This is a genomic window from uncultured Mobiluncus sp., from assembly GCF_902488535.1.
Classification (GTDB): domain Bacteria; phylum Actinomycetota; class Actinomycetes; order Actinomycetales; family Actinomycetaceae; genus Mobiluncus.
Genome location: NZ_CABTWO010000005.1, coordinates 60,039 through 78,343 on the forward strand (window position 1 = coordinate 60,039; position 18,305 = coordinate 78,343).

The 18,305-nt window shown below is 58.8% G+C and carries 14 protein-coding genes; 11 read left to right on the top strand and 3 right to left on the bottom strand.

What is annotated here, in order from left to right:
* Window positions 1-87 precede the first annotated feature (87 nt).
* Together serA and RDL66_RS02970 are read right to left on the bottom strand one after the other, a co-directional pair.
* A complete protein-coding gene (serA, locus tag RDL66_RS02965; RefSeq protein WP_308535094.1) occupies window positions 88-1,329 on the bottom strand; it encodes a phosphoglycerate dehydrogenase in 1,242 nt (413 codons plus the stop codon).
* Window positions 1,330-1,397: 68 nt separating this feature from the next.
* Window positions 1,398-3,806 (bottom strand): AAA family ATPase, encoded by a 2,409-nt coding sequence (locus RDL66_RS02970; protein ID WP_308535095.1) that lies wholly within the window; start codon window positions 3,804-3,806, stop codon window positions 1,398-1,400.
* Window positions 3,807-3,921: 115 nt separating this feature from the next.
* Here RDL66_RS02970 and RDL66_RS02975 point away from each other — a divergent pair, with 115 nt between their 5' ends.
* Window positions 3,922-4,971 carry a PAC2 family protein gene (locus tag RDL66_RS02975; RefSeq protein ID WP_308535097.1) on the top strand — a complete coding sequence of 350 codons (1,050 nt, stop codon included), beginning with the start codon at window positions 3,922-3,924 and terminating at the stop codon, window positions 4,969-4,971.
* Between the two features lie 31 nt (window positions 4,972-5,002).
* Here RDL66_RS02975 and RDL66_RS02980 read toward each other — a convergent pair whose 3' ends face one another.
* On the bottom strand, window positions 5,003-6,313 hold the full coding sequence (locus RDL66_RS02980; RefSeq protein WP_308535099.1) for a hypothetical protein: 1,311 nt from the start codon (window positions 6,311-6,313) through the stop codon (window positions 5,003-5,005).
* 164 nt (window positions 6,314-6,477) lie between these two features.
* On the opposite strand from RDL66_RS02980, the gene RDL66_RS02985 reads away from it, so the two are divergent.
* The 10 genes from RDL66_RS02985 (at window position 6,478) to RDL66_RS03030 (ending at window position 18,213) form a co-directional block, all read left to right on the top strand.
* Window positions 6,478-6,897 (top strand): DUF3040 domain-containing protein, encoded by a 420-nt coding sequence (locus RDL66_RS02985; RefSeq protein WP_308535101.1) that lies wholly within the window; start codon window positions 6,478-6,480, stop codon window positions 6,895-6,897.
* Between the two features lie 292 nt (window positions 6,898-7,189).
* Entirely contained in the window at window positions 7,190-7,621 is a 432-nt protein-coding gene (gene mraZ / locus RDL66_RS02990) for a division/cell wall cluster transcriptional repressor MraZ (RefSeq protein WP_308535132.1), read from the top strand.
* 152 nt (window positions 7,622-7,773) lie between these two features.
* Window positions 7,774-8,913, top strand: coding sequence for a 16S rRNA (cytosine(1402)-N(4))-methyltransferase RsmH (rsmH, locus tag RDL66_RS02995; protein WP_308535103.1), 1,140 nt, complete (start codon window positions 7,774-7,776; stop codon window positions 8,911-8,913).
* Window positions 8,906-9,322 (top strand): hypothetical protein, encoded by a 417-nt coding sequence (locus RDL66_RS03000; protein ID WP_308535105.1) that lies wholly within the window; start codon window positions 8,906-8,908, stop codon window positions 9,320-9,322. Before rsmH ends, RDL66_RS03000 begins: the two co-directional genes overlap by 8 nt.
* Before the next feature lie 93 nt (window positions 9,323-9,415).
* On the top strand, window positions 9,416-11,224 hold the full coding sequence (locus RDL66_RS03005) for a penicillin-binding protein 2 (protein ID WP_308535106.1): 1,809 nt from the start codon (window positions 9,416-9,418) through the stop codon (window positions 11,222-11,224).
* A gap of 6 nt (window positions 11,225-11,230) precedes the next feature.
* Window positions 11,231-12,781, top strand: coding sequence for a Mur ligase family protein (locus tag RDL66_RS03010; RefSeq protein WP_299297069.1), 1,551 nt, complete (start codon window positions 11,231-11,233; stop codon window positions 12,779-12,781).
* A gap of 72 nt (window positions 12,782-12,853) precedes the next feature.
* Window positions 12,854-14,305 carry a UDP-N-acetylmuramoyl-tripeptide--D-alanyl-D-alanine ligase gene (gene murF, locus RDL66_RS03015; protein ID WP_308535109.1) on the top strand — a complete coding sequence of 484 codons (1,452 nt, stop codon included), beginning with the start codon at window positions 12,854-12,856 and terminating at the stop codon, window positions 14,303-14,305.
* Window positions 14,302-15,402, top strand: coding sequence for a phospho-N-acetylmuramoyl-pentapeptide-transferase (gene mraY, locus RDL66_RS03020; RefSeq protein WP_307741780.1), 1,101 nt, complete (start codon window positions 14,302-14,304; stop codon window positions 15,400-15,402). The genes murF and mraY overlap by 4 nt, the downstream gene beginning before the upstream one ends.
* Entirely contained in the window at window positions 15,399-16,886 is a 1,488-nt protein-coding gene (gene murD / locus RDL66_RS03025) for a UDP-N-acetylmuramoyl-L-alanine--D-glutamate ligase (RefSeq protein WP_307741779.1), read from the top strand. Before mraY ends, murD begins: the two co-directional genes overlap by 4 nt.
* Window positions 16,861-18,213, top strand: coding sequence for an FtsW/RodA/SpoVE family cell cycle protein (locus RDL66_RS03030; RefSeq protein ID WP_307741778.1), 1,353 nt, complete (start codon window positions 16,861-16,863; stop codon window positions 18,211-18,213). Before murD ends, RDL66_RS03030 begins: the two co-directional genes overlap by 26 nt.
* Window positions 18,214-18,305 lie beyond the last annotated feature (92 nt).

Genomic DNA, 18,305 nt, shown 5'->3' on the forward strand with positions numbered 1-18,305 from the left:
CCTGCCAGCCAAACTGCTCTTGGACCGGCACCCAGTACCCCGCAGGGACGCGCCCGCCTCCGGCCTGGTGCGATCCGTCAAGGTAAGTTAGTTAACCGCGGTCTCTTCGTCCCGAACGAAGCCCTCCATCGGAATGCAGCGTAGGGACAGCGTGGAATCGAATTTGGCGATTTCATCGAGCGCCGCCTTGGGCATTTCGGAGGAAATGTCGCCGATAACGTAACCGACTTCACCGGTGGTGCCCAGGACCTGACCTTCGATGTTCACCCCGGCATCTGAGAACAACTGGTTGATCTTTGCCATCACGCCGGGGATATTCTTGTGAATCAAAGTAATGCGGTACTTGGTATTGCCAGTCGGTTCCAGGCTCAAGTTCGGCATATTTACGCTCATCACGGTTTCGCCGGACTGCAGGTAAGTGCAGAGTTTTCCGGCCACGAACCAGCCGATGTCCTCCTGGGCCTCCAGGGTGGAACCGCCGATGTGCGGGGTGAGGATGGTGTTTTCTTTACCCATAATCGGGGAGTGAAACTCCTCGCCATTTTTGCGCGGTTCATCGGGGAACACATCAATGGCGCAGCCCCCAATCTGACCCGAATCAAGGGCCTCGGCCAAGTCATCGAGGTTGACGACGAATCCGCGGGACAAGTTCAACAGTTTCGCCCCAGGCTTCATCTGAGCCATCTGTACTTTGGTGAACATATTTTCGTTAGAGGCGCGCCCGTCCACGTGCAGGGACACGAAATCGGCACCCTCCAGAGCTTCCTCCATCGAGTTGCACTGTTTCGCGTTGCCGATGGGCAGCTTCTTTGCCAAGTCGTAGAACTGGACCTTCATGCCCATGGCTTCAGCCAGGATAGACAGCTGAGTACCGGTCGAAGAGTAGCCGATAATCCCCAGGGTCTTGCCGCGCACCTCGTGAGAGCCTTTGGCGGTCTTTTGCCAATCGGCATGTTGCAGATGAGAGTTGCGTACCGGCAGCTGACGGGCCAGCGCAATGATCTCGGCGATGGCCAGTTCCGCCACGGAACGCGTGTTGGAGTAAGGGGCGTTGAATACGGCGACCCCGTGTTTCGCTGCTTCTTTCAGGTCGATTTGGTTCGTGCCAATCGTGAAAGTTCCGGCGCAGACCAAGTCCGGGCATTCATCAAAAACTCGCTTGCTCAGGTTCGTTTTGGAGCGAATCCCGACCATCTGATAGCCCTGGAGGGCCTTAATCAGGTCGTTTTCGTCCAAAGCGCCGTCGACCCGGTCGACTTGAACATTTGCGTCGCTAAAAACTTTGTTGGCGACTTCGTGGGGGTTTTCAAGCAGCAGTATCTTCGTCATGGCACCACTTTAGACCAAAAAAACGCGGCGCTGAAATCCCACGTCAGGGGAAAACTCGCGGGAAGTCGTCAATCCTCACTGGTGGGAAAGTCCATTCCCGCGGGCAAATCACTGGCCAGGATGTGCATCCGTTTCGTGCAGCGCGTCATCGCCACGTACAGGTCTCCGACTGACTGGCTGGCGATAACGGCGGGTTCCACCAAGATGACGACGTCGAACTCCAGCCCTTTCGCTGCCCGCGAATCCAGACAACATACCTGGTCAGCCACCACATCGGCGGTGTCTAGGCCCAAAGCCGCAGCCAGGTACGAATGCGCCTCGGTGGGGACGATAATCGCTAGTTTGCCGGCCCCCTCACCGACTTCCGCTTCCAAACGCGCCGTTTCCGCCTGGAGGGTTTTCCGTAGCACAGGCACAAGGTTCCCCGCCCCGGACATTGGTTCCTCCAGGTTGGGCTGTGGCTCACCCTCCAGCCGGGTAAAAGCCAAGGCACCCGCCACGTCTCGTGCCGACTGCAGCGGCACTACCGCGCTTTCGGGACTGGCCGCCAGCACCTTCTGCGCCAAATCCATCACGGCACGCGGGGTGCGGTAGTTGATGGTGAGCTGCTCCATCACCGGATCGGCGCGCATGGCAGGTCCCAGCAAGTTGGACCACGAGGGCGCGCTTGACCAGCTGTGCGACGCCTGGTTCACGTCCCCGACTACAGTGAAAGACCGGGAAGGGCACCGGCGCAGCAGCAGATGCCAGTCCATAGGCGAAAGCTCTTGGGCCTCGTCCACGACCACATGTCCGTACGCCCAAGAACGATCCGCGCGGGCACGCTGAGCCAGGGGAGACAGGCTCACTTCACCGCGGGTTGACCGCGCCAGCATACGCGCGTTGATGAGCCCTCCACCCAGATCCATCGCTTCGATAGCCTCCGCGGCTCGCTCGATTTCACGCTGTTCACGGGTGCGACGTTGCGCCGCGGAATCGGTCAGTCCCGGCAGCGGCCCCAGCAGCTCCGCCAGTTCATCTAAAATCGGCACGTCAGCGTCCGTGAAAGGGCTGGTCTTGGGACGCTGTAGGGCAGCGCGTTCCTCCACGGTGAAAATCCCCGAGGCGATACGGCGCAAATAATCCGGGTAAGCGTAGAGGCGCGCCAGCAAGTCGGGAGCAGACGCGGGTAGGTAGCAGCGGTTGACCGCCCGGCGTACTTCAGCAGAGCCGCGGATTTCCTCGGTCATCCACTCCATGTCCTCTTTGGTAGGGGTTTGCCCGGCATAGAGCTTCGTCAACTCGCGGACCAGGAATTTGGCGTAGGTGGCCCAGTGCTGATTGTGGGTGGAACCGCCGTGCGAACCGGCTTCCATCGCCTCACGAACCAAAGCCGCGCTCAGATTCAGTTGAACGTGGTCTAACTGCAGAACTTGGTCCTCGTGGGGAGGCCGTTTCAAATCGGCCACGGCCGCGGCGGCGACTTTAATCCAGCGGGTGTCGCCTTTCAAGGCGCGCAGCTCCGGACGTTCCGCCACGGTGTGCACGCCGGGGAAACATTCCCCGATGGTCAGGCTGACCACTCCGGTTTCGCCCAGGGCGGGAAGCACCCGCTCTATGTAACGCAAAAACGTGTGGTTGGGGCCAATGACCAACACCCCTTGAGAGTTCAGTAAGTCTCGGTGGGCATAGAGCAGGTAGGCGGCTCGGTGCAGCGCCACCGCCGTCTTGCCGGTACCGGGTCCGCCCTGCACCACCAAAAAAGCGTTCAGGTCGGAACGAATCACCTGGTCTTGTTCGGCCTGAATAGTTGAGACAATGTCGGACATCTGGCCGCTGCGCGCTCGTGATAGCGCCGCCATCAAAGCACCTTCACCCTGCAGCGTTGCAGTCTGCGCGGCGTCGGTGTCGGCGGCGGAAGTCAGTAGTTCGTCCTCCACGCCCACCACTTGGCGCAAACTGGTAGCTACGTGCCGCCGCTTCCAGACCCCCAGCGGAGCCACCGCCGTAGCCTGGTAGAACGGTTGGGCGACTTTCGCTCGCCAATCCACCAACAGTTGGCGAGACACGCCTTCACCAGGTTTTTCCTCAAGTTTTTCCGGTACAGTCGGTGTTTCCAGAGGGTCCTCTGGAGAGTCCTGGGACGAGGCAAGCTCCGGGGAGGTGCCGAGAACCGGAGCCTCGGTATCGGTGACGTCAAAGTCTCGCAAACCGACACGGCCGATGTGGAAACTCGTTCCGTCCTCTAGGTCTAGACCTCCGAAGACCAGGCGATTTTCCACGCTTTCCAGGCGGGTAGCTTCGTCTCCGTAGTGAGCCGCCAAGGCGTCGCGGTCTGCCCTAGCCGAGGGGTTAGAACTCATTTCCGCAGCGACCTCATCCTGGCGCCGGCGGTAATAAACCCGCATTTCATCGAGAGCTTTATAGGCACGGTCAACGAAAGTCTGCTCCTTGGCAATTTCGGATTGCCAGGACGACGGCACCGTTGCGTCAGCCAATTTATCTCTCCTCAGGGCATCAAAAGGGTAATCAATTATGCCCTAAAAGGTTTACGGGGCGCGAATCGGGGACAAGTCTTGATAACATTTAGGGGTTGAACTTTTCGAGGGAAAAATGGACGCAGACAAATTTGATACGTTATTAGCGCCCGGCGCAGACCTGAGCGGCCACGCCGACGTTATGCTGCATCACCTCAACGGGGCGATGGATGCCGGGCACTCCGGGCGAGGAATGCTGGAGCACCTGATAGACGCCCTCCCACATCAGACTATTGCGACCTTTAACTCCGATAAATTGGTGGATTTTCGCTCCCATCGGCCCTGGCTGAGTTTTTCGGACTGGAAGTTTACCGAAGTGGAAATGCCCGAAATTCGCCTGGAATTGCTCAGTGACGACAACGACAGAAATTTCTTGGTGCTGCATGGACCGGAACCGGATGCCCAATGGAATCTGTTTTTGGAAACCGTCCAGGAAATTGCCCGGCGCTTGGGAGTACGTCAGACGGTAGGCGTGACCGGAATGCCGGCGGGTGTGCCCCATACCCGGCCCACTCCGGTGCATATGCACGGGGCGCGTTCGGAAAGCTTGCCCAAACAGCCCAAGATGGTCGGTGAGATGATTCTGCCGGCCGGGATGGATCAGCTCATCGAATTCACCCTGGGACAAGCCGGTTTGGACGCGGTAGGAATCATTGCGGCGGTGCCGTATTACCTGGCAGAAGGGGACTACCCTCCGGCGGCCGCGGCGCTTATGTCCGCGGTGGCTGCCAAGACCGGGTTGGCACTGCCGGTGGGAGACATTGAAGCTGCTTCCACCCTCACTTTGGGACAAATCAACCAGATGGTGGAGCAGTCTGAGGAAGCCGAACACATCGTCAAGATTTTGGAACAGCACTTTGACGAAGCCGAGCCGATGGCGATTATTGAGACTCCCGAAGAGCCGCTGCCCACCGCCGAAGAACTCGGGGCTCGTCTCGAAGAATTTTTGAAACGCACGGATCGGTTGAATCGCGGCGCGAAGCTCTCGAATCTTGACGAAGAGGTTCCCCCGGTCGCCGACGCCTCCGGAATTTCCTCCCTGCGCGACACGCCTTATGAAAAGCGCAATATCGAGCAGTTCCGTCCTCGCCGGGGTCGGCACCGCCGCGACACCCCGGAGGATTAACGCTACCGGGGACCCTTGTAATATCGGACGACTAGCGGGTCCAGCCGCCCAGCGGCTGATCACCGGAGGGGGCTTCGAAAATCGGGAACATAATCTCGGGATTGATGAAACCGAGCCACGCCACAGCCAGCCCGGCCAGTAATGCAATGCAAAGCCAGCCGATGCCGGGCCCAACTAGGTTCGAGCGATTCCCCGGAACCGTACCCACTCCCACCAGGTTCACCCGCGAGGGGTTCATCGGGTAGTACCACGCTTGTGGACCTTGGGCGGCGACCTCATCGAGACTGTTCTCTTCGCTACCGAGTTGCGCCCGGTTAGCTTCCTCAATCCGGGCTCGTGCGGTGGCGCGTTCAAAGGCTTCGCGCTGCGCCAACAGTTCCGCCTCACGCTTCAGGCGGGCTTTTTCCGCAGCGGCGCGTACTTTCGGGGGGCGCGGGTCGAAACGAGGGTCGTTTGCCGGCAGGGCAGTGATTTTCACGGTTGTAGGCCCCTGGGGGGTGTGCAGTTCGGAAACTGCCGTGTGGGGTCGAGTCTGGTTCTGGAGGATTCCCGGGGTCACTCGCCACACCCCTTTCGCTTCTTCTTCCAGTTGGGTTCGCACCAGTTTCTGCAGCAGCAGACTGGTGCGGCGCTGGAAGCCGGGAATCCGCACTTTTCCGTACTGTGCCGGCATTCCCAGCGGCGCCCACATGAGGGACACTTCAAAACCACCGGGGTGACCGGCATGACCGCTGATGCGCCGGATTCCACTGATTGACGCCGGTACGGTGGCAGGGTTGGACGCCACGCGCACCCACACCCTGACAGCTTGTCCAAAGCGCATGAGGCCGTAGAGGGCGGCGAAGGCAAAGAACAGTATTGTAGGCGGGAACAACAGCACGAAATAGGGATCGGAGTTCGTGACGAGTTCCAAGTTGACCAGGCAGGTACCCGTCATGATGAACTGGGCGGCCAAGAGCAGAACCGCGTTGATGATTGTTTCTGTGTTCCAAGAGCGCGAGTTTTCGAAGCGAATGTCGCGCGGATCAACGGCGGAAACCCACACCGGCAGCGGGATATGGTTGCGGGCGCAGGTCCGAGCCCGACCGACGTGGAGGTCTTCGGGGTTCAAAGTTACGTAGTAGTAAGTGTTGGTTTCGCCGGGGTTCTGAGAAGGTAGGAGGACGGTGACCTCGTAAGGTAGGGAGCGCATGGTGTCTTTTTCGGTGAGGGGCTCAACTTCTTTGATATAAGCCCGGATGCGGTAACGTTCTACGCTGTTCTGAGGGCGCGCTCGATAGATGAGAATCGCAGCTAATACCAGCGCTACAATCCACCACAGACCAATAATCAACGCTTGCATAGCGCAATTAAACCAGTAAAAGTGGCTGTTTATCAGGTTTCGATGGATTCGTGTACCGGCCGCTGTGGCGCGACGAGGGTAAAAACAGGTAAACTGGTTTGTGTTAACACATTCGTTTTGGGTTTGGGGTGTTTTCCTCAGCCGCGCACTGAAAGGACATGGTCATGGCACTGTCAGACTATGAGAAGCAAGTCCTGGCGCAGATGGAGGCTCAGCTCCACAACGAAGATCCCAAAATGGCCGATAGGATGCGCCAGACTTCCACTAAGGTAGGCGGGCCCATAGTGAGCCGTCCGCGGCGAGTTGCTTTTGGGGTCGTTTTGGTTCTGATTGGGGCAGTGGTCCTGATTGGTGGGCTCATCGCCACGCCTTACCTGAAAGGCTTTGAATTTTTGGGTACCGCTATCGGGGTGTTGGGGTTCGTAGTTATCGTCCTGGGGGTTCTGAAAATTTTTGGGGTTGGCTCGAAGTCTCCCGAGTCAAAACCGGCTCCTCGCAGCCAGCCGGCCGGCGCGTCAGCTTCGCACGCGTCCTTTATGGATCGTCAAAATGAGCGGTGGGATCGCCGCCAGCATGGCGAGTAGCACTCTGATTTTTCCGTGAGTCTCTGACTCACCTGTTTTATCCGGTTACCGATTTTCGGTAGCCGGTTTTTGTTTCCCGTTTTGTTCTGGTCCCGTCCCGTGAGACATTCGCTGCAAAAATTCCCTCCACCGAGTAATTCTCTGAATTTCCAATAAATAATTTGCAAAAAATGCAAAAATCATCGCGTTTTTGCAAATTTGTGGATGGAAGTGGAGTAAAGTGGGGTATAACGAAAACCTGAAAGGTATCGGGTCAAAGTTCAGCATCACGCTGAGGGTGAAAGGGAAGGACGTGTTCTTAGGGACCTACGAGCCAAAGCTCGACGACAAGGGTCGCCTGATACTGCCTGCCCGTTTTCGGGAGCAACTCGCAGGCGGAGTCGTTTTGACCAAGGGTCAAGACCACTGCGTTTATGCGTTTGAGACTGGCGAGTTCCAAACCCTGTATACGGAACTTCGCCAGGCTCCCATCACCCACAAGCAGGCGCGGAACTTTTCCCGCGTGCTGCTGTCCGGGGCGACGGATCAAATTCCGGACAAGCAAGGGCGGATTAACATCCCGCCCGCACTGCGTGAATATGCCGGCTTGGAGCGTGACCTGGCGGTTTTCGGCGCGGGTTCCCGAGTGGAGATTTGGGACCTGCAGACCTGGAACGAATTCTTGGCTGCCGCCGAGGAGGACTTCTCGGAAGTCTCGGAAGAAATCCTCCCGGGACTGCTGTGAGGAAACTCGCGGATAACTGCATAAACCCGCGTGGGTTTGGTGTCCTACCGATTCTGAATGCTCTTCCCCGCAGGCAGACACGGTGGGAAACCTGGCTAACGCGGGAGCCGCTGGGAAAACCGGGGGCCGTTCTCAAAGAAAAAGGAAAAAACGTGAAATCAGTTGCCGAAATCCACCAGCCGGTGCTGGCTGAGGTGTGCGCTGATTTACTGGCACCCGCTTTGGCCACTGCACCAGACGTGGCCACCCCACTTTCCACCACCGCTGATTTCCGCAGTATCCAGGGTCCTGTTTTAGTTGACGCCACTCTCGGCTTGGGGGGACACAGCGCGTATCTGTTCGTGCGCCACCCGCGGCTGCGCATTATCGGTATCGACCGCGACCCGCAGGCCCGGGATTTGGCGGCATCCCGACTCAGTGCTTTTGCCAATCGCCTCCGCATCGTCGGCACGACTTACGGGGAGTTGGACAGCGTGTTGGCGCAGCACGGTTTGAGCCAAGTGGACGGGATTTTGGCTGACCTGGGAGTGTCGTCGCTACAGCTGGATGAAGCGGAGCGTGGTTTTGCTTATGCCCACTCGGAGGCTCCCTTGGATATGCGGATGGATCAAACCGCTGGTTTCACCGCCGCGGATTTCTTGAACCTGGCCGAGGTGGAAGAAATCGCCGCGGTGCTGCACACCTACGGTGAAGAAAAGTTCGCGTGGCCCATCGCGAAAGCTATCGTGAGGGCCCGTGCGGAACAGCCCTTGCAAGTTTCGGGCCAGTTGGTGGAGATCATTCGCGACACCATTCCCGCTCCGGCTCGCCGCACCGGAGGAAATCCGGCGAAACGTACTTTCCAAGCCTTGCGGGTAGCGGTCAACGACGAGCTGGGCGATTTGGAACGGTTCCTGACGAAGGCGCTGGCTGGGGTGCGAGTCGGCGGACGCATCGTCGTCGAAAGTTACCAGTCCCTCGAGGATCGCCTGGTCAAGCGCGCTTTTGCCGCGGGGATTCATCCCGCAGTTCCCAAGGGGTTGCCCGTGGTGCCTGAGCAGGCTCAGCCTTGGTTGCGCGACCTCACACACGGTTCGCGTTTAGCTGATGAGTTCGAGGTCGCCAGCAATCCGCGCGCCGCCTCGCTACGGCTGCGAGCCGTGGAAAAGACGCGGGAACCCGACCCGGAAACCCCCGCGGGGAACCTTGTGAAAACCAAGCAAAAACCGGCAGAAAAACGGTTTCCCACCCTGACGAAACTTCGTGCCCAAAACCCTGTCCACCCCCTAACTGAAGGAGACCATCGTGACTAACGCAGCTACTTCCAGCCTGGCTTTGCGTAAACCCGGCAGCGTCGCCGGGATGCCGCTTCCCGTTCGGAGCGTCCCGAGGCCGCAGCTTCAGCTGGTCCCGACTTTTCAGAAGCGCCGTATCACGTGGCCGATGTGGCTGACGGTGGCGGCGATGCTCGTCGCCGCGCTGGTCGTGCCCGTCGTCATCAACACCCAGTTGGCGATGACTTCCTACGATATGTACGCCATGCAAAACGAGTTGAACTTGTTGCTGGATCAGCAAGCCGACCTGGTGACCCAGGCTCGCGAGGCTCAATCACCGCAATACCTGGCCGAGAAAGCCCGAGAAATCGGATTGGTCCCGGCCGGAGAACAGGGCTACGTGACGTTGTCGACCGGAGAAATCATCCCGGGAAAAGCTGCGCATTAGGGGCTGGCGGGGAAGCGTCTGTGGTGCACGGAACCCCTCGCGGTCACGGCGTGGGAGCGTGAAAACCAGGCAGAGCTGGACGAAACTGGTCAGGTGAGTAGAGTCCGAAAAAACCTGTTGGCGGGGGCCATCATCGCGGTGCTGTGCATTTTTGCGGTCCGCTTGGTGGTGGTGCAGCTGGTGCAAGGACCGGAACTCGCCGCGGCGGCGCAGGAACAGCGCAGTCGCACCCACATTATTAAGGCTCAGCGCGGGGACATTCTGGACTCCTCGGGCCGACAGATGGCGACCTCCGTGAAACGCTACAATATCGGGGTCAACCAGGTAAAAATCAATACTTATTTTCAGCCGAAAACCGCGGGGAAAGACGCGAAGGGCAACCCAAAGATTATCTATGACCAATTCGACCGGCCCGAGGTTGCGGCTTTCGGAGCGGCGGCAGCGGCGAAAAAGCTGGCTCCGCTTTTGGATGCCGACCCCGCTGAACTGGGTGGGAAACTGACTGCTCAGCCCGGTAAAAAGCCCTCGACCTTTGTGTATATCGCCAAAGAAGTGACCCCTGAGGTCTGGCGAAAAATCGCGAAGCTGGGGATTCCGGGCATTGAGCCGGAAGAAATCACGAAACGGATTTATCCCAACGGCAATGTGGCCGGAAACATTGTCGGTTTCACCAATATCGATGGGGTGGGCTTAGCGGGGCTGGAACTGAGCCAAAATAGCAAGCTCGCCGGGGTGGACGGCAAAGACTTCACCGAAATTGGCAGGCGGGGACAAACTATTCCGGTCCAGGACAACTATCGCAAAGACGCTATTGCGGGACAAACCATTAAGACGACCATCTTGCTGGATCTGCAAAATACCTGTCAGCAAGTGGTCGAAAAATCTAGATCCCAGTTCGGGGCACAATCCGTCATGGCGGAAGTCCAAGAGGTTGGCACCGGAAAAATCCTCGCCCTGTGCGAGACAGACACGGTCAACCCCTCAGAACCTACGAAAACCAGCGAAAAGAATCGCGGTTCCAAGGCTGTTTCTACGGTTTACGAGCCCGGCTCGACCCTGAAAGTTCACACTATGGGAGCGGTCCTTGAAGCCGGCAAAGTGGAGCCCACCAACACTTTTACCATTCCGGGTGAAATCACCATGTCCAACGGGCAGAGTTTCCGCGACTCGAGTGCCCACGGTACCTATGCCCTGACCGCGGCGGGGATTATTGCCAAATCGTCGAACGTGGGGATTGTCCAGGTTGGCGACCTGATTAAGGACACCGACAGGTATCAAAAGCTGCGGCAACTCGGCTTTGGTAAACCTACCGGTATCGAACTGCCCGGCGAGAGTGCGGGGCTGCTGGCTCCCTCTGAGAACTGGGATGGGCGCCAGCGTTACACCATCATGTTCGGTCAAGGTATCGCGGCGACTATCCTCCAGGTCACCAACGGAATCGCCACGGTGGCGAACGGGGGAGTGGAAGTGCAGCCTCACCTCATCGAATCTTGGACAAAACCCGACGGCAGTGTGGAAAAGAAATCTGTGGACGCGGGCACTAGGGTTTACACGAAAGACACTTCCAGGAAACTGCTGACCATGATGGAGGGGGTTGTCTCCGAAAAGGGTGGTGCCCCCGGTGCCCAAATCGAAGGATACCCGGTGGCTGGGAAAACCGGAACCACCCAGATTATCCAAGCGAATGGCACGCAAACCGGGACCGTCGGGTCATTTACCGGGGTGTTTCCCGCCGACAACCCCCGCGTGGTCATCACTGTGGTGGTACATCGCCCTACTGCCTCGATATACGGTTCGGTGGTCGCGGTCCCGGCGTTTAAAGAGATTGCGGGGGCTACGATTAGAGAGCTGGGAATCCCGCCCACAGACACTAAGCCGCAGTTGTATCCGATTGGAGATTAGAGAAATATGACTTTGGAAGTTGCTTTTGACCCTTACGCACCGGATTTGCTTCGCCTGCCGTGGGTCGAAGTCGCGGATTTGGCACAAGCCGTGAACGGCACTGTTCATGGTAAAGACGGCCGTGTGCGCGGCGCGGTTATCGATAACCGGGTGGTGCGCGGTGGCGAGCTGTTTGTGGCGATGCCGGGGTTTCATGTGCATGGCGCCAAGTTTGGTGCGGACGCCGCGGCTCGCGGGGCTGGGGCAGTGTTGACCGATCCGGCTGGACTGGCGTTTCTCACCGACGTGGACATCCCCGCTATTATCGTTCCCGATGTGGCTTCCATAGCCGGCCGGGCGGCATCTATTGCTTTTAATAATCCCTGTCAGCAGTTGTGCGTGTGGGGTGTGACGGGCACGAACGGAAAAACCACCACCACCTACCTTTTGCGTCATTTGCTGCATCGAGTGGGTCACCTGTCCTCGCTGGTGGGCACGGTAGAGGCCGCGGTGGGCAAGAAAACCGCCCCCGCTTTCATCACGACCCCCCAAGCTCCCCAGGTGCAAGCCTTCGCGGCCACGACGGTGCAGGAAAACGTGCATCACATGGTGGTGGAGGTGTCCTCGCATGCTTTGGCGATGGGACGGGTGGATCCCCTACATTTCGCCTGCGCCGGTTTCACGAATCTGTCCCAGGATCACTTGGATTACCACGGCACGATGGAAAAGTACTTCCAGACCAAGGCCTCGCTGTTCTCCCAGCAGCGCAGCGATCGCCAGGTTATCATCATTGACGGCGTGTGGGGCCAACGCCTGGCTGAGCAGCTGGAACGCAGCGGGCAACATGATTTTGTGACCCTGTCCCTGACGGGTCTACCGGCTGATTGGCAAGGGAAAATTATCGAGTTGGACGGGGGTTTCACCGAACTGCGGTTGCGGGCTTTTGACGGTAAAGAAGCGTCCGTGCAGGTCATGATGCCCGGTACGTTCAACGCGATTAATGCCGCCCTGGCCATCGTGATGGTGGTAACGGGGTTGTCTCCCAGCCCACGTCAGCTAGATGGGGACATTTTGCGCCACCTCACCGTGAATCCCATCCGTCTGGACGTGCCGGGACGGATGGAGTTGCTGTGTGAAGCACCCCGGGTGATTGTGGACTTTGCGCACAACCCGGATTCCACCAAAATTTTGCTCGATACCATGCGGATTTCGACCAAAGGCCGGTTGCTGCTGGTCATGGGCGCGGATGGGCAGCGCGATCCGGGCAAGCGACCGATTCTGGGTCAGATTGCCGCCGAGCTGGCGGATTTCACCTACGTTACGGACGGCGACATTCACGAGGAAGAACCCAGCGGGATTCGCCGGGACATCATGGCGGGTATGAAGGGGCACGAGGACAAATTCGTGGAGGTCGCCCCCCGTGAGGTGGCCATTGAGCGAGCTATTTTAGATGCCCGTCCCGAAGACACCGTCGTTATCACGGGGCGGGGGCATGAGCCCATCATGTTCACGCCGGATGGACAGTACGACCTCGACGACCGGGTAGTCGCCCGCGAGGCTCTAGCGAAGCGAGCTTGAGCCCTTTTCTGACCAGAGCCGGCTTGGGATAAGATTAAAGCCGATTTGTTTGCCTTTTGAAGGAGTCCACCTTTGATAGATATGACCCTTGACGCCCTACGTGAGGCGATTGGTTTGGAACCTGGGGAAAACTCGACTCGGATTCAAGGCAGGGTGCACACCGATTCGCGGCTGGTCAGTACGGGTGATGTTTTTGTAGCGTTGCCCGGAGAAAATACAGACGGTCATCACTTCTTGGGTTCCGTGGCTCGCCGCGGGGGAAAGGTCGCCATCGTCAGCAGCGACCGCGCCGAGATTCTGGACCAGGGGTGGGCCACCGCAGACGAACTGAACCAGCTGACAGTACTGCAGGTCCCCGACCCGCAGTACGCTCTGGGGCGGCTGGCACGGGCGCACCTGCGCCAACTGCGAGCCCAAGCTCGCGGGGGAGTCGGCAAACTGAAACTCGTCATCGGAATCACCGGTTCCGCTGGTAAAACCACCACCAAAGACCTGACGAAACAGCTTTTATCCACCAAAGGCTCCACTGTCGCCCCCGTGGCATCGTTCAATAACGAGGTCGGCCTGCCGCTGACGGTTCTGGAAGCTGACACTGCGACGGAGTACCTGGTTCTCGAGATGGGGGCTTCGCAGCCCGGCGACATCGTCTACCTGACTGACATCGCGCCCCTAGATGTGGCTCTGGTTTTGATGGTGGGGGTGGCGCACTTGGAGTCGTACTCTTCAGTCGAGGCCCTGGCAGCCGAAAAAGCCACCATTCTGGAAAACCTGGGACCCTCGGGCATGGCCATTTTGAACGCTGACGACCCGCGCGTGGAAGCGATGAGCGGGCGGACTTCGGGACGCCTCATGTACTTTTCGACGAAAAAGAACACTCCGGTACGTATCACCGACTTGCGCCTGGACGAGGCTTCGCGGGGCAGTTTCCTGCTGCACACTCCCGCGGGCAGTGCCCCGGTACAGCTGCAGCTCCTGGGCGCGCATCACGTCTATAACGCGCTGGGAGCCGCGGCGATTGGACACGTCGCCGGGATGACTCCCGCCGAGATTGCGGCGGTGCTGTCCAAAGCCACTCCGGTCAGCGAACACCGCATGAACTTGGTGCATTTGGCGGACGGAGTAGACCTCATCGACGATGCGTATAACGCGAACCCGGACTCGGTGCGTGCCGCCTTGGACGTGATTGCGAAATCGGGAGCCACCCGGCGTGTGGTCATAGTGCTGGGGGACATGCTGGAACTGGGTGAAACTGCCCCGCAACTGCACGGGGAAATCGGGCGTTACGCCGCGAACCTCGGAATTTCGGTGCTGTTGACGGTCGGTCCCATGGCGAAACACATCGAAAGCGCTTATTCCGCGTTGAAACATGATGGGGAAAGCCATCAGGTGATGGATGCCACTGCCGCTGGTCGGCTCTTGCAGGAAATTGTGCGTCCTGGCGACTTGATTTTGGTCAAAGGTTCGCACGGTTCGGGACTGTGGAAACTGGCTCAAGAGATTGAAGAAAGGGGCCGTGTCCGATGACTGCGGTATTGACTGCCGGGTTTATCGCCCTGTTATTCTCGCTGCTGGTCACCCCGTTCTATGCGAATTGGCTGGTCAAAAGGCAGTATGGTCAGTTTATTCGTCAGGACGGCCCGACCGCGCACTACACGAAACGCGGCACCCCTACCATGGGCGGGGTCATCATTATCCTGGCCATCATTATCGGCTGGGGAGTTGGCCACATTCACCAGGCCATCACCAGCGGCAAAGGCCCCAGCGCCTCGTCCCTGATTCTCATATTTTTGCTGGTAGGCCTGGGATTCATCGGCTGGTTAGATGACTGGATTAAAATTTCCAAGCACCGTTCCTTGGGGCTGAACCCGACCGGGAAAATCCTCGGTCAGCTGGCTGTGGGCTCCATATTTTCCGGTCTGGCCCTGGGATTTGAAAACTCACGCGGCTTGAGCCCTGCCTCCACCAAGATTTCTGTCATCCGGGACACGAACCTGGATTTGGCTTTCGCCGGTTTCGGTCTGGGGGTGGTGCTGTTCCTGATTTGGGCGAACTTCCTGGTGGCAGCCTGGTCTAACGCGGTTAACCTGACGGATGGTCTGGACGGCTTGGCGACCGGTACTTCGATTTTTGTGTTTGGCGGCTATGCCTTGATGTCCTACTGGCAGTTCTCGCAGCGCTGTGGCATCGACGGTACCAGCGCCCCGGCGTGCTACTCCGAAATTCGCGACCCTCTGGACATCGCGTTATTCTGCGCGGCTGTGGTCGGAGCCCTGATTGGATTTTTGTGGTGGAACGCCTCGCCGGCCCGCATTTTCATGGGCGACACCGGCTCTCTGGCGCTGGGAGGTATCCTGGCGGGAGTCTCGATTTTCACGCATACAGAATTCCTGGCGATTATTATCGGCGGCCTGTTTGTGATGGAAGTTATCAGCGACATTATCCAGGTCGGATTCTTTAAAGCCACGCACAAGCGCGTGTTTAAGATGGCTCCGATTCATCACCACTTTGAACTGTTGGGCTGGAAAGAGATTACCGTGGTTGTGCGGTTTTGGATTATTGCCGGGCTGATGGCCGCCGCCGGGGTGGGGCTGTTCTATTTCGATTGGGTGATAAGGCTGTGAAAGATACGCAATTCACCGGTGCTTCCATCGGAGTTTTGGGACTGGGAAAGTCGGGGCGCGCTTCCGCTGCCGTGCTGGCAACCCTTGGAGCACACGTGACCTGCTACGATGCGAACCCAGACGCCCTCCAACAGGCTCGTGAGGAACTCGGCGACCAGGTCGACTACTGCACCGCCACCGGCGAACAGCTTCAAGGAGAGGCGGCCGCCGGGAAAGGCCATAAACTTTTCGTGGTATCCCCCGGGATTGCCCCGCATAACCCCATGTATCGCCTGCCTGAGACCAGTGCCCCCATGTGGTCAGAAGTCGAGCTGGCTTGGCAAATCCAGGAAGCCATTGGCAATCGCAACTGCAAGTGGATGTGCATTACGGGCACAAACGGGAAAACCACTACGACCGGGATGCTGGCCCAAATGCTTATCACTGGCGGCGTGGTGGCGACCGCGGTGGGCAACTACGGCACGCCCATTGTCCAAGTCGCGGCCGAAGGTGCTGTGGATGCGTTGGCGGTGGAGCTGTCTTCGGCGCAGCTGCATTCCACCTACAGCCTGAAACCCTGGGCTTCCGTGTGGCTGAACTTTGCCCCCGATCACATTGACTGGCACGGCAGCGCCGACAACTACGCTTGGGACAAATCAAAAATTTATTGCGGAGTGCAGCGTGCCGCTCTGTACCCTGCCACCGAGGAGCTGCCGACCAAGGTTCTCAGTAAACGTTTCGTCCAGGAACAGGGATTTCCTGCGGAAAAGTGCATCGGCTTGACTCCGGGCATTCCCGCTCCGGGCTTCCTGGGGGTGATTGAGGACGTCATCGTGGACCGGGCTTTTGGGGAACATAACGAAACCCAGGCCCTCGAACTGGCGACCTTTGCCGACCTGGAACACTTGTGCGGAGCAAAAGTCCCGACCTCAGCGCTGCTGGCCGATACTTTGGCCGCAGCGGGACTGGCACGTGCTTATGGTTTGCAGCCCGAATGGGTGCGCCGCGGAATTCTCGAGTTCGAGCTGGCGAAACATCGCCGCGCCGTGGTTGGCACGTTTGAGGGTGTGACCTACATAGATGACTCCAAAGCTACGAATACGCACGCGGCGGCGGCTTCTCTGCGTGACATTGACGACAAGCACGCCGTGTGGATAGTCGGGGGAGACGCGAAAGGTCAAGACTTCCACTCTCTGGTCCAGGTAGCAGCCCCGAAAGTGAAAGCCGCCGTGCTGATTGGCCTGGATCCCGAGCCTTTTGAGAGCGCATTTGCGGAAAACGGCGCGGGAATCCCGCTGAAACGGGTCGCTCCGGGGGACAATCTGATGGAAAGGACGCTTCTAGAGGCGCGAGCTTTGGCCGCTCCGGGGGACACCGTGCTGCTGGCTCCGGCGTGTGCCTCGTGGGATCAGTTCAACAACTATCACGAGCGCGGCGACCAATTTGCTCAGGCGGCGCGGAAACTGGGGGAGAACCAAAATGGCGGGGAGGAACAAGGCTCCTAAGGCACCTCGAGACGCGAAACTGACGAAGTTTTCCTCGCGAAACTCGACGCCCACCCTGGTTGACGCCAGCTCCGCCCCCGCCCCATCCACAGAGCCGGGCCGGGAACACTCCGCTCTGCACGACTTGTCCGAGGGATGGAAGAACCAGCCGGTTCTGAGCTACTACCTGGTTTTGGTCACCACCCTGCTGCTGTTCATAATCGGGCTTATCCTGGTGTTTTCCGCCTCGACCATCACCGCCCTGGAAAGCGGGGTGAACCCGTTTCTGTCCTTCGGGAAACGTTCGCTGATTTATGTGGCGGCGCTGCTGATTTTGTTCATCGCTTCCAGGATCCCGCTGACTTTTTATCAAAAGTGGACCTGGTGGTTCCTAGGGGCGGCGTGGCTGCTGCAGATTATGGTGTTCGTGCCGGGCATGCACGGCACGTCCGCGGGCGGCAACACGAACTGGATTAACCTCGGTGGGGTCTTTACCATTCAGCCCTCCGAGTTCATGAAGTTGGCTTTAGCTGTGGCGTTGGGACGGGTCCTGGCCGATCCGGAACTGCGGGAGGCCAGGGACAAGAAACGTTGGCTCATCAACGTGGGGGTGCCCGCGGTAGGGTCGTTGGGTTTGGTCATGGTCGGTCGAGATCTGGGCACCGCGATGGTGATGGCGGCGCTCATCTTGACGGCGATATTCGTGGCGGGGATTCCTTGGCGTTACTTTGCGGGAATCGTCTTGCTGGGAATTTTCGGGGTCACCCTGGCCGTAATGAGTTCCGCCAACCGGCGGCGGCGGGTTTTTGGCTTCATGGACGCTTCCACCACCGACCCCACCGGTATCGGCTACCAGCGCCAACACGGATTGTGGTCGTTGGCAACTGGGGGATTGACCGGGGTCGGACCGGGTGCCAGCCGGGAAAAATGGTCCTATCTGCCCGAAGCGGATACGGACTACATTTTCGCCATTCTGGGCGAGGAATTCGGAATTTTGGGCACTTTCCTGGTTCTGGGTTTGTTCGTGGTGCTGTGCCTGACGATGCTGCGGCTGATGAGCCGGGCAACTAATCCTTTCGTGAGCTACACGGTGGCGGGCCTGATAGGCTGGATTTTTTCCCAAGCCATCATCAATATCGGAGCCGTGGTTGGCTTGCTCCCGATTATTGGGGTGCCTCTGCCGCTGATTTCCTCCGGCGGTTCCTCCCTGATGTCCATCATGGCAGCGATGGGCATGGCGATGTGTTTCGCGCGCGCCGAACCCGGAGCGGGTGCAGCTTTGAAAGCTCGGCTGCGTCCTTTGCGGCGCGGAGCGGCGGTTTCGCTGCCCGGCCGGGTACACCGTTGAACGCTGGCGCTGCGGTGTCGGCATGGCGCAGAACCCGGGGGAACACTTTGCTGACAACCGCCCGAGGAACCGTGCCCCTGAAAAAGTTTCCG